The sequence below is a fragment of the Haloarcula sp. K1 genome (assembly GCF_001647155.1).
In the GTDB taxonomy this organism is placed as follows: Archaea; Halobacteriota; Halobacteria; order Halobacteriales; family Haloarculaceae; genus Haloarcula; species Haloarcula hispanica.
Window position 1 is genome coordinate 1 of the sequence record NZ_LRHL01000019.1, and the last position, 13,563, is coordinate 13,563.

12 protein-coding genes and 2 pseudogenes are annotated in these 13,563 nt (G+C 58.1%); 9 read left to right on the top strand and 5 right to left on the bottom strand.

Going from position 1 to position 13,563, the window contains the following annotated elements; all coding sequences use genetic code 11:
* Positions 1-190, top strand: a pseudogene (locus AV929_RS07070) (hypothetical protein); the annotation flags it as partial.
* Between the two features lie 123 nt (positions 191-313).
* Here AV929_RS07070 and AV929_RS07075 read toward each other — a convergent pair.
* Positions 314-1,513 (bottom strand): ABC transporter substrate-binding protein, encoded by a 1,200-nt coding sequence (locus tag AV929_RS07075; RefSeq protein ID WP_064287845.1) that lies wholly within the window; start codon positions 1,511-1,513, stop codon positions 314-316.
* A 175-nt stretch (positions 1,514-1,688) separates the two neighbouring features.
* The gene (locus tag AV929_RS07080) at positions 1,689-1,961 is read right to left on the bottom strand and encodes a hypothetical protein (RefSeq protein ID WP_064287846.1); all 273 of its coding nucleotides are present in this window, start codon (positions 1,959-1,961) and stop codon (positions 1,689-1,691) included.
* 85 nt (positions 1,962-2,046) lie between these two features.
* Between AV929_RS07080 and AV929_RS07085 the strand changes: the two genes are divergently transcribed.
* Positions 2,047-2,292 carry a hypothetical protein gene (locus tag AV929_RS07085; protein ID WP_064287847.1) on the top strand — a complete coding sequence of 82 codons (246 nt, stop codon included), beginning with the start codon at positions 2,047-2,049 and terminating at the stop codon, positions 2,290-2,292.
* 136 nt (positions 2,293-2,428) lie between these two features.
* Here the strand turns inward: AV929_RS07085 and AV929_RS07090 are convergent, their stop codons facing one another.
* Positions 2,429-3,577: a Fic family protein gene (locus AV929_RS07090; protein ID WP_064287848.1), complete on the bottom strand. Its 1,149-nt coding sequence runs from the start codon at positions 3,575-3,577 to the stop codon at positions 2,429-2,431.
* A gap of 1,318 nt (positions 3,578-4,895) precedes the next feature.
* Here AV929_RS07090 and AV929_RS22935 point away from each other — a divergent pair.
* Positions 4,896-5,047 (top strand): annotated as a pseudogene (locus AV929_RS22935) (ISH6 family transposase); the annotation flags it as partial.
* Positions 5,048-5,205: 158 nt separating this feature from the next.
* Here AV929_RS22935 and AV929_RS22765 read toward each other — a convergent pair.
* Entirely contained in the window at positions 5,206-5,337 is a 132-nt protein-coding gene (locus AV929_RS22765) for a hypothetical protein (protein WP_255359470.1), read from the bottom strand.
* Between the two features lie 270 nt (positions 5,338-5,607).
* Between AV929_RS22765 and AV929_RS07100 the strand changes: the two genes are divergently transcribed.
* The 6 genes from AV929_RS07100 (at position 5,608) to AV929_RS07125 (ending at position 12,467) form a co-directional block, all read left to right on the top strand.
* Positions 5,608-6,405 (top strand): inositol monophosphatase family protein, encoded by a 798-nt coding sequence (locus tag AV929_RS07100; RefSeq protein WP_050007811.1) that lies wholly within the window; start codon positions 5,608-5,610, stop codon positions 6,403-6,405.
* Between the two features lie 129 nt (positions 6,406-6,534).
* Positions 6,535-7,869, top strand: coding sequence for an extracellular solute-binding protein (locus AV929_RS07105; protein WP_050007810.1), 1,335 nt, complete (start codon positions 6,535-6,537; stop codon positions 7,867-7,869).
* 24 nt (positions 7,870-7,893) lie between these two features.
* Positions 7,894-8,796, top strand: coding sequence for a carbohydrate ABC transporter permease (locus AV929_RS07110; RefSeq protein WP_011225020.1), 903 nt, complete (start codon positions 7,894-7,896; stop codon positions 8,794-8,796).
* Position 8,797: 1 nt separating this feature from the next.
* Positions 8,798-9,712 (top strand): carbohydrate ABC transporter permease, encoded by a 915-nt coding sequence (locus AV929_RS07115; RefSeq protein WP_064287850.1) that lies wholly within the window; start codon positions 8,798-8,800, stop codon positions 9,710-9,712.
* A 55-nt stretch (positions 9,713-9,767) separates the two neighbouring features.
* Entirely contained in the window at positions 9,768-10,907 is a 1,140-nt protein-coding gene (locus tag AV929_RS07120; RefSeq protein ID WP_064287851.1) for an ABC transporter ATP-binding protein, read from the top strand.
* Between the two features lie 216 nt (positions 10,908-11,123).
* Complete coding sequence (locus tag AV929_RS07125) at positions 11,124-12,467, top strand: RICIN domain-containing protein (RefSeq protein WP_230458862.1); 1,344 nt, start codon at positions 11,124-11,126, stop codon at positions 12,465-12,467.
* Positions 12,468-12,749: 282 nt separating this feature from the next.
* Here the strand turns inward: AV929_RS07125 and AV929_RS07130 are convergent.
* Positions 12,750-13,563, bottom strand: an 814-nt coding sequence (locus AV929_RS07130) for a hypothetical protein (protein ID WP_064287853.1), incomplete at its 5' end; no start/stop codon positions are given.

The following is a 13,563-nucleotide window of genomic DNA, read 5'->3' on the forward strand; positions in this document are numbered from 1 at the left end:
GTGTGGACAGCACCGACACGAGCCCGAACAGGAAGATAACACGGCGGACGTCACGGACTACGAGCATCTTCCCGACGGCGTCTCACCGGAGGACATCCACGGCGACGAGCCAGACTTTCAGGAACAAGCGTTTCAGGACCAGATCAGTGCCTATCGCGAGCGGAATGGCTTCTTTCCGTGGGAGCGGTAGCCATTCGATATAGTCGAGGTTTTCTGCAAATTCAGTATCGGTGTAGTGTTTTCCAACGAGCGTGCGACCGACAAACGTACAACGTTCTAGCCAAGCCGTTAATATATCGGCTGTATCATCTGGTTAGATGTCTCCGTTCCGGATATCAGCGATACGTTGGCGGCTGTAGAGTTGCTCGTCTTGATCAAAGATGTCGGAGAATAGTTGCCTTGTGGCACGCTCGGTCTTTGCAAGGTTAATAATCGGGCCTTGATACATCCCGCCTGCCGGGTAGACTTCCCCGTTCTGAACCGCGCTAAGTTGGCTCGCAATATCGTGGTCTTGGAGGAACGTGAGGTACGTATCACGGAACCCCGAGCGTGTCCAGTATTTGTCGGTGTAGAACATCATGATTTCGGGATCGATATCCAGTAGCGTTTCATAGTCAATGGTACCGCGGTCAGATGTAAAGCTCTGGATGTCTGAACCGGTAAACGCATCACTCACGCCGAGGTCGTGCCAATGTTTGTATGCAGTTGTCTCACCGAGCCGGTAGGGGTAGTATTTTTCTGGTTCGGTTGATGCTGGAGAAAGGAGCCCGATAGCCGGACGCTCGCTTTTAGGTGGCAGCCGTTCCTGGATTCCTGAAATCGTTTCGTCGTGGAGCGTTTGAAGCGCCTCAAAACGATCCATCCGCTGGAACACCTGTGCGATCTTCTCAGTGGCTTCGTACAGCGAGTAGTATGGATAGTCCTCATGCCAGGGATACGTGGAGAAACTCGTGTTGCCACAGAACGGAGAGATACGTTCGGCCATCTCCGTGACATCCGCGCGCTTCCAGTTGGGGATCAGGTTGATCACATAGTTCGGGTCGATGAAGTGGACACCAGCGTTGATCTCCAAGAGGGTCTCTTTGGAGATCCCGTCTTGCCAGAGCGATATCATATTCTCTTTGCTCGGAGAGAGGCCTGGAATATCTTCGTATGCCCATGTCCGGTACTCGTCTGTGAGGACGACTGCGCTTGGTTTTTCCAAACCGAGTGCGACACCCATGTCACCCCAGCTGGCGTTTTCTGCGACCCAGGTTTCGGGAACGGACTCGAAACGCACTTCACCAACTGGTTCAATCGTCACGGAGTACGAACTGTCCTCTGTTGGTGGTTCGGTCGACGTTTCTGTCAGTGTCTTCGTTGTGGTCTGTTCTGAACCTGACGCCGTTGTAGGAGACTGCGAGTCGTCCCCACCTGAGCAACCGGCGAGGAGGCAGCCACTGACGAGTGTGCCGCCGTATTTCATGTAATCGCGCCGTGTTGCTGACTCCTGCTCGGTGGCTTCGTTTGCCATACATTTTAGGGAGGCCTAAAATATAAAGTAGTTTTGAAGTGTCGCCCAATCGGGCTTTTCGTAGCGTCAGATTGAGGGTGCCCTGTTGGAGCGGGTGCTTCGCACGCAGATACTACAATTCTCGTGGGTGCAGTAGCCTTTGCTGGTGAATTTCCCTGTCTAAATCACGACTAATTCACAGCCACAATTGATCCGATAACAGGGACTCCAAAACGATACTCGTCCCGTCCTCAGTCCGGGGCACTGTATTCTCCAGCAAGTGCTCGTCATTTTCGTCGACGTCGAGAATGCCGGGTTCGACGATGCGAGGACCGTCCTCCCGTTCGCCGGTGAGGGTCAGGCACAGCTGGCCGTCGACCTTCCCACCGACAACCGAGATCGTCGCAACTTCGTCGGGAAACGAGACGGTCGTCCAGCCATCGGGTTTCCGGACCCGCAACTCAGTCATCAGTTCTTCTTCTCTCGGCGAAAAGCATCAGCGCTCTGGCTGGGGTACGAGCCATTTTGTGTCTCCCTCGGAGCCGGAGGAGATCATGAGTACGACAGCACCTTCCTTCGAGGAGTATGACTTCGACCGCGGCGACCACGTTCGAGCCGACTGGACCGAGGGAGACGGCCCACTCGATGTAGTCGTCGGAACCGTTACAGAGATTTCGCGTTCCGGCGGCAACGTGATCGTCTCTGTTGAGGCTGACGACGACCAGTATCCCGAGCGCTCGATCTACGGCGGCACACACGATTGCGCTCCTGAGTGGGTCGAGCCGCTAGAGCAATCATAGTCTGACAGCAAGGGAACTCGCCCGTATTTTGTGAGCCTCCGCCGGGTGAGAGGCGTTCCAGAGAGAGCGTCTTGACTACCAGCTATGTCGGAAAAGCACACAGTACAGACCAAGCTAGTTCGTTTTGTCCCCGCTCTCACTCTAGGGGCTGGTCGAGAATATCGAAGATATCGACAGCCTTGAACTCCTGATACCGCTCTTTCCCCGTTGTTTCGGTTAGGACATCCTGTGCTTCAAGTTCTTGAATTGCGTTCCGTGCTGTCTGTGCGGTCACATCCAGTAGCTCAGCGACGTCGTTCGTGGTCAGGTATGGCTGCTTGAACAGGCGCATCGCCAGCCGGTCGGCGGCTGTTTTCTCGTGTCCATAGGTTCGCTCGTACTCTCGACGGAGATTCCGAAGATCGTTCGTTCGTGTGACTGCCTCGGCAGCTTGTGAGCGAATTCCCTCGACGAAGAACTCTAGCCAGGGCTCCCAGGCACCCGTTTCGCTGACTGTTCGCATCCGGTCGGCATACTCGATTTTGTTGCGGTTGAAATACGCGCTCGGATACAGATACGGTTGTGTGAGGTAGCCGTTCTGAATCAGCTGTAACGTGATGAGAATACGTCCCAAGCGGCCGTTCCCATCCTCGAAGGGGTGAATCGTCTCGAACTGATAGTGGACGAGCCCAAGCTGAACAAGGTCGTGGAACTCGCTGGTCGTGTTGCAGTACTCAATTAGATTCGTCATCAGCTCCGGAATCCGGTCCGGTGCTGGCGGGACGAATGGTTCCTGGAACGACGAGGCTGCTGGGAGATTGATCGGCTTCGCACGGAACTCCCCAGGGTATTCACAGTGACCACGCACGTCCGCCATCAGCAACTCGTGCAGGTCCTGTAACAGTCCAAGTGTGATCTGGTCGCCCTCGGAGAGCCGAGTCGCACCTTTAGTGATCGTCCGCTCGTAATTGAGTGCTTCTTGGACATGCTTCCGAGTGGTGCCGCTATCGGCGAGCTCCTGGGACCGGAATACGTCCTCGATATCGATATCTGCACCCTCAAGCACGACCGATTCGACGGCTTCGCGACGGACCATTGTCGTGTACAGCAACGGATTGGCTTCAGTCTCGTCGCCGATGCCTTCTAGCCGCCCGAGCTGATAGATGGCGTCCTGCAGCAACTGCTGGAAGTCGGCGTCGAATTCGAGGTCATGTGCCGGTGGCAGTGGATCTGGAAGATAGTACGGCCGACGCCCGAAGGGAACATACTCGCCAGGCGCTTTATCCGGAAGGCTGTTGCCTGCCATTTTGCTTGCAGTCGTCGTATTCGGGCTAAGGCAAAAACACCTGTGGTATATTTTGGTTAGCACAGTGAGTATCCGATATCTGTATATATGCGGAAAACCGGACACCGTTGCTAACCCAAATCGGGGATGCAAGCTACAGGAAGGTCTTGTGACTGGACTTGTCGTCACACCTGTTGTGACTACTGGAATCGCTGTAGTCGCTCCGTTCGTGTTACGACCACTCACTACACTCCTGACAACAGAGGGTCGCTCCCGGTTGCTGCAGCCAGCAGACAGCAGCGTCGACGGCGGCAGGGCAGTGCCACCGCGTCCAGTAGTGTCGCGAGTAATCCCGCGGACAAGCCAGCCGAGCTGGGCACGAACCTATGAGGGTTGGGGCCGCCGCATTGAGGATATCCGCAGCGCCGGCGGACCGTCGTTCGGATTGTCGAAATCCCCGTCACCCACCAGACAGCCCTGAATCGCCTCGTGCTGGGCATCACTCAGATCACGATACGAAAACGCTTGCTCCGCGACCAGTGCTGTGTGAGGCGCTGATACTGGCTGTCGCACTGGTGGCAGACGCCCCCACGAACGTCGACGATCCACTCGCTCATACCCACTGGCGGGGCGGATCGATATGTGGGTACCACGCTCGCCCCGGTGTCGGTCGGTTGGCTATTGCTGCAATCCTGAGTGGGAATGATAGGCTATACACAGCTACCGCTCATCCACGGCTACTGATCAGTACAGGTAGTGCACCTGTCACCGCAATCAGTCTCTTACTATTCAGCACCGGTTATTGGTTGTGCGACTGAGTGTACTCAAATAACTCCAGACTCAATACGCCTCCAAACCCAATAGCAACTGCTGAGACGATGGTCTCCAAGAGAGTCTGGTCAAGGAGAAGCATTGATACGAGGACTGAGAAAGCGGCTGCGCCCCGAATGATACGAATCTATTTCAGGCGAGATAATGCGTAGTCTACACAGTCATATAAGCGAAGAATAAGTTTGTTTATTTTGTGGGCCGCTTCTTGTATCGGTAATCGACATATAAACGGAGAAACCCAAGAGGAGTAATAAAGAAGAATATGTAGATGCTTGTCGAAGTAACCTCAACCACGCTAAAGTGGTCTAGAACAGCTAATAGACTGACTGCGGCGAGAATAACGTCCACCACTCGCCCTGGACGCGTTTCAGAGAGGGCTTTATCCATATATTCGGGGGCAGTCCAAGAACACTAAAAGTTGGTCGTGTTGCAAAGTCCTCTAGAGTTCAGTAGCAACTGGCTCCCGTGAGAAACGGGACGTCTCTGGAGTCCACCCATGAGGTGTCCCATGCACGCCACAATCGACGTGCGGTTGATAGCATCAACGGCGACAAAACGATACCGCTGGCCACGCTCGCCGAGTTCGTCACTGACCAGAACACCGAATCAGTTCTTCTTATCCGAGCCAAAGACATCAGTGCTCTGGCTGGCGTAGAGGCGGGTTTGCGTCTCCCCGATAAGTGGTGCCCCGAACATGAGCACCGAACAGCTAATACCCGGTGGTAATCGGCAGGCAAAGTCACCGGCGCATTTTTCAACCGCCACTATAAGTGATACATATAAGTCTCACAACAGATGATTTTCGGGAGTTTACCCGTTTAGATCCGACTGATGATGAGGATCTCGGACTTGGGGACGCTCTTGTTGCAGTCGCCGTTGATGTTGATGTGGATGCTGTTGCCGAGGTCTGGGATGCCCGCGAACAGATATGACGTACCTTCTCGATACAAACATTCTCATGTCGCTGATGCCCTCCAGCCGCCCGAGCTGATAGACTCCATCTTGTGATAACTGCTGGAAGGTGGATTTGGATTCCGGGATATTTGCGGCCAGAGTAGCTCCCTGATATGCGAGCACGGCGCAACCTCCATTGGCCCGTGGCATCGGCGACTTTCTCACCCGCATTGATATCGTAAAAAGACACCCCTTGTAGGGAGCGGTATCGAGGTCTGTATAGCGTTCATAGCAATCCAATTTAGTATTGCCCGGAACAGCCGGGTATGCGAGATGCAACATACCCGCAACTGTGGGCCGCTGTCCGGGCCACGCGGAAAGCTGGCCGGACGCTTGAGTCCGTCAAACCGGCCGCCGATCAGTTTCAAGTGAAACACAACGGCGATATAGTCACTGAGGCAGACCGTACGGTCGAAGAGACCATACTAGCGGAGCTGAGTGGGCAGTTTCCCGACCATACTGTCGTTTCCGAAGAGAGTGCCCCGGAGTTCACGACAAAACCGCGCTGGATCATCGACCCGATTGATGGCACGACGAACTTCCTCAATGGCATCCCCCACTATTCCATCTCTATTGCCTTCGAGGGCGCAGGCGAACCAGATGTTGGAATTGTCTATCATGTCCCCTCAGAGACGATGTACACTGCCATCGAGGGTGGCGGTGCATACGCCAACGGCCAGCCGCTGTCACTGTCGGCAACGACTGAATTGTCCGAGGCGCTTATCGTGACAGGATTTGACACAGCGTCGATGCAGGCACAGGAATACGACCACTTCCGCACCATCCTCAATGTGACACAGGGCGTCAGGCGGTTCGGCTCGGCGGCTGGCGAACTAGCGATGGTCGCCGCCGGGCAGTTCGATGCGTTCTTCGAGCGGCAACTCTCCGTCTGGGACACTGCGGCAGGTGTCAAAATCGTTGAGGAGGCCGGCGGCGAGGTGACCCGAATCAAAGCTCTTGACGGAAAGAACAGCGAGATGGTGCTGGCCTCAAACGAGGCCATCCATCAGGATCTCGTCGCGCTGGTGTCGGCCGGGACTGTCCCCAAGATGGACGGCCAGTAGGAGCAAAGGGGGCGAAAATTAGTAGCCGTCACGGCCACGTTCGTTTAAATACCCCGGTTTGTAGATATATAGCGACGTATAGCATAATATTATAAGATCTTTTTTATATACTTGTAATTCTCTCAGCTGATGACACGGAACAGCACCACATCGCAGGGTGAGGCCCAACAGACGCGGCGACGGTTCATCACCGCTGCAGGTGCGGCGGGGGCGACGGCATTCGCGGGGTGTATCGGCGATTCAAGCGGTGGGTCGGGGACCCAGACGATCACACTCGCTGTGTCCAGCGGTGACGGGGAGCTGATCAAGCGATTGCTGAAGAACCACGTCGAATCGGAAGTCGGCGTGACGACGGAGACAACGGTTCTCCCGAACGCGAACCTCTTTGAAAAACTCTCGACGATGTTTCAAAGCGAGAAGGCGACTTACGACATCGTCGCCATGGACGATCCGTGGATGCCACAGTTCGCGCGGCATCTCGCGCCGATCCGGGACCACGTCGACTCGCTGCCGACCGACCAGATCATCCAGCAGACCCTCGACATCGGGACCTGGCCGACGCCCGGTGAGGCAGTCCCGCCGAACGCACAGGACGCTGAACCGGAACTGAAAGCGCTGTGTGCGGTCGGGAACTCACACATCTTCGTCGTTAACGAGCGGTTGTACTCGGAGGTCGGCGAGGATCTGCCCGAGACGTGGGAGGACGTCTTCCGCGCTGGACAGAAAATATCTGAGCAGGTCGACGGTGCGGAAGGGTACGCCATGCGCGGCAAGAGCGGGAACCCGATCATGTCCTCGTATTTCAGCGTCGGCATGAGCATGGCTGGGAATATGTTTGACGAGAACTGGGGCTACGACTGGGCCGACGACAGCGGCGTCGAGGCAGCCTCTTTCTTCGTCAACGATCTCGGTTCTATCAGCCCAGACGGGGTCGCCTCCTTTGATAACAGTCAGGTGCTCTCGGGACTGGCTGACGGAAGTATCGCTGCGGCCCCACAGTGGCCCTCCGGGACCTCGCTCCTGTTGAACGAGGATAAGGCAACTGAGTACGAGAACATCACGTTCCTGCCGATCCCAGAGGGTGAGAAGCGGGCGGCCCCTGTTCAGGGGAACTGGTTGCTCGGCATCAATAGTTACGCCGATTCGGAGACGAAAAGCGCCGCCGGCGACGTGCTCCAGTCGTTCGTCTCGAAGCAGGCCCAAGACCAGTACGTCGACCTCGGTGGCGTGCCGTTCCGACACGACACGTTTGAGGAAAACATGGACGCCCAGCCGTGGTTCGAGGCCCTGTACGGTAGTCTCCAGAACGCGAAACCGCGGCCCCGGACGCCGCTGTGGAGCGAGATCGAGACCGCACAGGGGCAGCCGCTGAACGCCGCGCTCGTCGATAATATGTCCGTCGAAGAGGCAATGACCGAGGCCGAGTCACAGATCGAATCGATTCTCGATGAGAACGGCTACTGAACCGGACCGGGACAGTCGATAGCCATGTCACACTACTCCGAGACGGTCGGCGGCGGCCGCTACGAGCGTGTCCTGCTGTGGGTCGAGGATCACCTCCGGTGGATCTTGACGCTTCCAGCGCTTGCCGTTCTCGCGGCGTTTTTCATCTATCCGGTCGGTCGTGCGCTGGTGCTGTCACTGTACCAGTTCGACACGGGCGGGCGGCAGTTCGTTGCGCTCGAAAACTACGTAGCGATACTAACGGCGGGCGCATTCTGGCAGTCGCTGTGGATCACGGCGAAGTTCATGTTCTTCGCCGTCTCGCTTGAGGTCGGCCTTGGCATCGCCATCGCCTTCGTCCTCAACAGCAAGGTGCGGTTCCGGGGGCTGATCCAGACTATCGGCCTCGTTCCGCTCGTCATCTCGCCGACGGTCGTCGCGCTGCTGTGGCAGTTGCTGTACCAGAACGGCGGCGTCCTCGATTCGCTGGTCGCCCCGCTGACGAGCGGTCCGGTCCCGTGGCTCAGCGACCCCTCCATTGCGCTATACGCGCTCGTCCTCCCCGATGTCTGGCAGATGACACCGCTGGTGACGCTTATCGTCCTCGCTGGCCTGCAGTCGGTCCCTGACCACGTCCAGGAAGCGGCAATGATGGACGGTGCCGGGCGGATGCGGCGACTTGTCGACGTGACGCTGCCGTACATCAAGGAACTCGTCGTCCTGGTACTCATCCTCCGGGTCATCGGGACGATGCGTGTGTTTGCGAAGGTGTTCGTCCTCACCCGAGGTGGCCCGGCAAAATCAACGGAGGTCATCAGCATGGCCATGTACCGGGAGGCGTTCAGCTACGGGAACTACGGCCGGGCGTCGACGATGGCGCTGCTCCTGTTGCTCATCGCCCTGGCGATCACCTACGCCTTTGCGACGGTGTCGGAGGTGGAGTTCTGAGATGGCGACGGACACGAAACCAAGCCACAGCGTCAGTCGGACGGTGCTCGCCGGCGTCGAGCGCATCCACGAAACGCTCGACAGCTACGGGCTCGTCCCGACCGTGACGAACGGCATCGCCCTGCTGTTCGTCATCTGGACGCTGTTTCCGGTGTACTGGATGGTGTCCGGATCGCTCCGGACCCGAAGTGACCTGCTCGCAACGCCGCCGAAGTTGGTCTCGACAGCGCTCACGGTCGGGAACTACCCTGAGCTGTTCGCCCAGCGCCCGGCGTTCTACGAGTTCCTGTTCAACAGCGTTGTCGTGACGGTCGGCTCGACCGCCCTCGCAGTGTTGCTCGGGACCGCAGCGACCTACGGGTTCGTGAACTACGAGTTCCCGTACGACCTTGGTCGATTCCACCTGCCCTTCCTCGTGTTGACGACGCGCTTTCTGCCGCCCATCGTGACGGTGATTCCGCTGTACGTCATCTTCGATACCGCGAACCTGCTCAACACGCGGCTGGGCCTCGTGCTCGCCTACGCCGCGTTCAACATCCCCTTCGTCGTCTGGATGCTGAAGGGCTTTTTCGCCGAGCTCCCGGACAGCATCGTCGAAGCCGCCGTTCTCGACGGGCACACGGAACTCGGCGCGTTCTTCAAGATCGTGTTGCCGATGGTGCGCCCGGGGCTGATCGCGGCGACCATCTTCACCGTCATCAACGCCTGGAACGAGTTGCTGTTTGCGGTCATTCTTACGAGCAACACCGAGGCACAGACCCTCCCCGTCGCACTTGCGACGTTCAAGACGGCCTACGCGATTCAGTGGGAGCTGCTGACCGTGGCGGGGACGATTGCGATGGCCCCCGTTTTGCTGTTCGCGTTCCTCGTCCGGGAGAAACTGCTCCGTGGGTTCACGATGGGGGCGGTCCGATGACGACGACACGGCACCGTGTACAGACAATAACTAGCGACAGGCGGAGCGAACACTAATGGTACGCGTACGCTACGACGACGTGACGAAACGGTACGGAAACGAGATTGGTGCAAAAAACATCGATATCACCGTCGAGGACGGCGAGTTCGCTGTGTTGCTCGGCCCGAGCGGCTGTGGGAAGACGACGACGCTGCGCTGTCTCGCGGGGCTTACCGACCCCACAGAGGGCGAAATCCGCATTGACGGGACAGACATCACTGACAGGCATCCGAAAAACCGCGACATCGCGATGGTGTTCCAAGAACTCGCCCTGTACCCGCACATGGGCGTCGCGGCGAACATCGGCTATCCGCTCAAAGTGGGGGGCATTGACAGGGCGACGCGGCGGGAGCGCGTCGAAGACGTCGCAGAGACGCTGGACATCGGCGAACTGCTTGACCGCGAGACAGACGAACTCAGCGGCGGTCAACGCCAGCGGGTCGCAATCGGCCGGGCGATCATCCGTCGTCCGAGCGTGTTCCTGATGGACGAACCGCTGGCGAGCCTCGACGCGAAGCTGAAAGTCGAGATGCGAAACGAAATCAAGAAGCTTCAGCGAGAGCTGGGCATTACGACCCTGTACGTCACCCACGATCAAGAGGAGGCGATGACGCTTGGCGACAAGCTCATCGTGATGAACGATGGGACCGTCCAACAGGTCGGGACGTCGGCCGAGGTGTACCACGACCCCGCGAACCAGTTTGTCGCCGGCTTCATCGGCAGCCCGAGCATGAATTTCCTGCGGGTCCGCCGTGAGGCGGCCGGCTCACAGCGAGTCGTGGCTGCCAACGACGCTACGTTTTCTTTCAGCGTCGAAAGACTACCCACCGCTGTTGACGACACCGACCCATTTGTCCTCGGCGTCCGGCCCCAGTACTTCTCGGTTCACCAGTCACCAATCGACGGCGCAGCCAAAGCCGAGGTCACAGTAACGGAACCGATGGGCGACGAGCAACTGCTCACGGTCCAGTTCGACGGCGACGACAGGGAGATTGCAGTTCGAGCGCCGTTTGACGTGAGCGTTACACGGGGTGACACCATCTGGCTGGGCGTTTCCGGCGAGCGTGCCTACGTGTTCGACGTCGAAACGGGAGCGCGGATTCGACAGACCGAGCTATCTACAGATACCGCCGTTCCCACCGGTAGCCAGCCGTAAGATGTGGCGGCGTACCATCGGTAGAACTCGGCATACTGCGGACAGTATTACACAGGCGAATAAAAGGTTTCAGACAATGAAATGGTAAATAACACGCAGAACAGGCGTCACACGACGGACGAACAGGTCTCGGACAGAAACTACCCGGCGAGCCGGCGCGCAGTGCTACAGACGGCCGGCCTCGCGGTCGGTGGTACGGCACTCGGAGGGACAGTGATGACGCACACAACAACGGCAGAGAGTTCGTTCGAGACGAAGACGTGGCAGACGGACGCCGTCCCCGGAACACCGGTTCGGGAACTAAGCTTCCCCGGGACCCATCACGCTGCGATGGTGACTGATGAGCCGGACTCGCCAGAGTACTATGACTGCCAGACCAGAGATGTCTACACGCAACTCTCGGACGGAATCCGGTTTCTGGACGTTCGCGTCGAGTCACAGGGTGACGGTGACGAAACCGTATTCTACGGCCATCACGCCGATGAAACCGGCCAGTCCCTCGATGAGACGGTGTTCCCAAAGATTTCCCAGTACCTCTCAGCGGTCGACAACGCCGGGGCCTCGGAACTGATCTTACTCAAGCTCTCGCATTTCTATGATTCCGGTGCGTTCAGCGACGATGCGTTCGAGGCAGACGACTGGGAAGCGCTGTCGACGCTCCTGACCGACACGTTCGGGGCGTACGCGTTCGATTTGGGTGCGGTGGGCGGCGCTGATGCCCTCCTTGATGCAACACTCTCCGAGTTCGATGGACCGAAGATAGCGATCTTTTATCGGACGCTCACGGAGCACGACGACCCAGTCTCACTGCCTGATTTCACCGCGCCGTGGGCCGACTGGGTAGCGAGTTCCTATCCAGACACAGCTACACCAGGGGATGTGCTGGCAAACGGTGTCAGGAACGACCACACTGAAACGGACCGGCTGGGCGAGACACAGTGGATCATCCGCGCACCAACAGATCTCTACAGCGGCGCACAGCAGACGAACGCGATGTTACCCCTGTACGAGCAAGTCGTCAGCGTCGCTCCGGAACTGAATCCGAACCTTATCCGTGTCGACTACTACGAAACGTCCGATATCGTCCCGCTATGCCGCCGACGGAGTGTCGCCGGGCTGGATGGGACAAGTGATACGCCCCCGATTTCAGAAGGTGTCTACTCGGTCCACTCGGTAGAGACGGGGAACGTCATCGAAATCACGGATGGGGATACCAGCGACGGCGCGAGCGCGGTTGAGGCCGACTGGACTGAGAGTGACCACCAGCGGTTCAGCATCCAACCGACTGGCGACGGCACGTACCGACTCGACGCAGTACACAGCGGCAAGGTACTCGATGTAGAAAACGAAGGAACAGACGACGCGGTCGACATCATCCAGTGGCCCTGGACCGGGTATGCGAACCAGCGGTGGTACGCTGTATCAGTCGGAGACGACCGCTACGCGTTCATCAACAAACACAGCGGTCGCGTGCTTGACGGCGAACAACCCGGCGCGAACGTCCACCAGTGGCACTGGGAAGGGGACCCAAATCAACAGTGGACCCTCCATAGTCGGTGAGCGTCGCTATCCCAGTCTCTACACAGGCTCCTCATCGGCAGTTGTATACACCTCCCCAGTCGGGGACCTTTCATTGCCCTGTCACACCTGTTGTGACCACTGGAATCGCTGTAGTCGCTCCGTTCGTGTTACGACCACTCACTACACTCCTGACAACAGGGGGTCGCTCCCGGTTGCTGCAGCTAGCAAACAGCGGCGTCGACGGCGGCAGGGCACGTACCACCGCGTCCAGTAGCGTCGGTTCAGTGTCGGTTCTGGTCCTATCCGGTGTGCGTCACAGGGTTAGGGCGATGATTCCACCACAACGGGTGTGACGCCACCTGTGGCGGCTTTGTGGTCACTGTTTTCCAACAGATCGAGGCCGATGTAGCGTTTTTCGAGTAACCCTTCGGCAGTCTTCATATCCATCGCGAGAATCTCGGTTTGGGTCTGGTCCCGTCCGACCTGCCGAGTTTTCTCGACGACGTCGTCGCCGCCGATGTCGACCAGTGTCTCCCAGACGCGCTTGATCGTCTGGCGATGGGGCTCCTTCCCGAGTTCGGCGGTGAGGGCCGTCTGCAGGTCGGCTTTCGTCATGAAGACGCCGCTACCGTCGGTTCGTGTCGTGGCAAATTCCGGCCAGCGCTTGGTGATGCTGATGGCGCGATAGGTGTTCTGGCGGTTCGAACGTTCGACGAACATGGTCTTGACTTTCGATTGGCGGCAATTCGCGAAGAAATCCAGCGGCGAGGTGCTGGGTTCGATCCCCTCGGGTAGCTGCTCGGCGTCCTCTTGGTGGTCGGTGTTGGCTTCGAGTTGCTGGGCTTTGGCGATGGCACTCTTGGCGACGTCGCGGGTGGTCTCCTGCTGGGCTTTGAGGTCGTCAATGCGCTGGTCGTTCGTGGCGGCGTCACCGACGGCTGTGGTGGCAACCTCGTGGGTCTGTTCGAGGTCGGCCTCTAGTTGGGTGACGCGTTCGTGGAGGTCATCGATAGTCGCGACCAGCGTCTCAAGAACACTCGAAACGAGGGGTGACATGCCGTCGCCGAGGTCGTTGACGAGCGCCTGAAGTTCGTCGGTATCCGTCTCAGCCTGTCCGATGTCCATGTCGAGGTGG

What these genes read in the sequence shown, in the direction of transcription:
- AV929_RS07075 (WP_064287845.1), bottom strand. Translation starts at nt 1,513, where the DNA reads ATGGCAAACGAAGCCACCGAGCAGGAGTCAGCAACACGGCGCGATTAC.
- AV929_RS07080 (WP_064287846.1), bottom strand. Translation starts at nt 1,961, where the DNA reads ATGACTGAGTTGCGGGTCCGGAAACCCGATGGCTGGACGACCGTCTCG.
- AV929_RS07085 (WP_064287847.1), top strand. Translation starts at nt 2,047, where the DNA reads ATGAGTACGACAGCACCTTCCTTCGAGGAGTATGACTTCGACCGCGGC.
- AV929_RS07090 (WP_064287848.1), bottom strand. Translation starts at nt 3,577, where the DNA reads ATGGCAGGCAACAGCCTTCCGGATAAAGCGCCTGGCGAGTATGTTCCC.
- AV929_RS07100 (WP_050007811.1), top strand. Translation starts at nt 5,608, where the DNA reads ATGCGAGATGCAACATACCCGCAACTGTGGGCCGCTGTCCGGGCCACG.
- AV929_RS07105 (WP_050007810.1), top strand. Translation starts at nt 6,535, where the DNA reads ATGACACGGAACAGCACCACATCGCAGGGTGAGGCCCAACAGACGCGG.
- AV929_RS07110 (WP_011225020.1), top strand. Translation starts at nt 7,894, where the DNA reads ATGTCACACTACTCCGAGACGGTCGGCGGCGGCCGCTACGAGCGTGTC.
- AV929_RS07115 (WP_064287850.1), top strand. Translation starts at nt 8,798, where the DNA reads ATGGCGACGGACACGAAACCAAGCCACAGCGTCAGTCGGACGGTGCTC.
- AV929_RS07120 (WP_064287851.1), top strand. Translation starts at nt 9,768, where the DNA reads ATGGTACGCGTACGCTACGACGACGTGACGAAACGGTACGGAAACGAG.
- AV929_RS07125 (WP_230458862.1), top strand. Translation starts at nt 11,124, where the DNA reads ATGACGCACACAACAACGGCAGAGAGTTCGTTCGAGACGAAGACGTGG.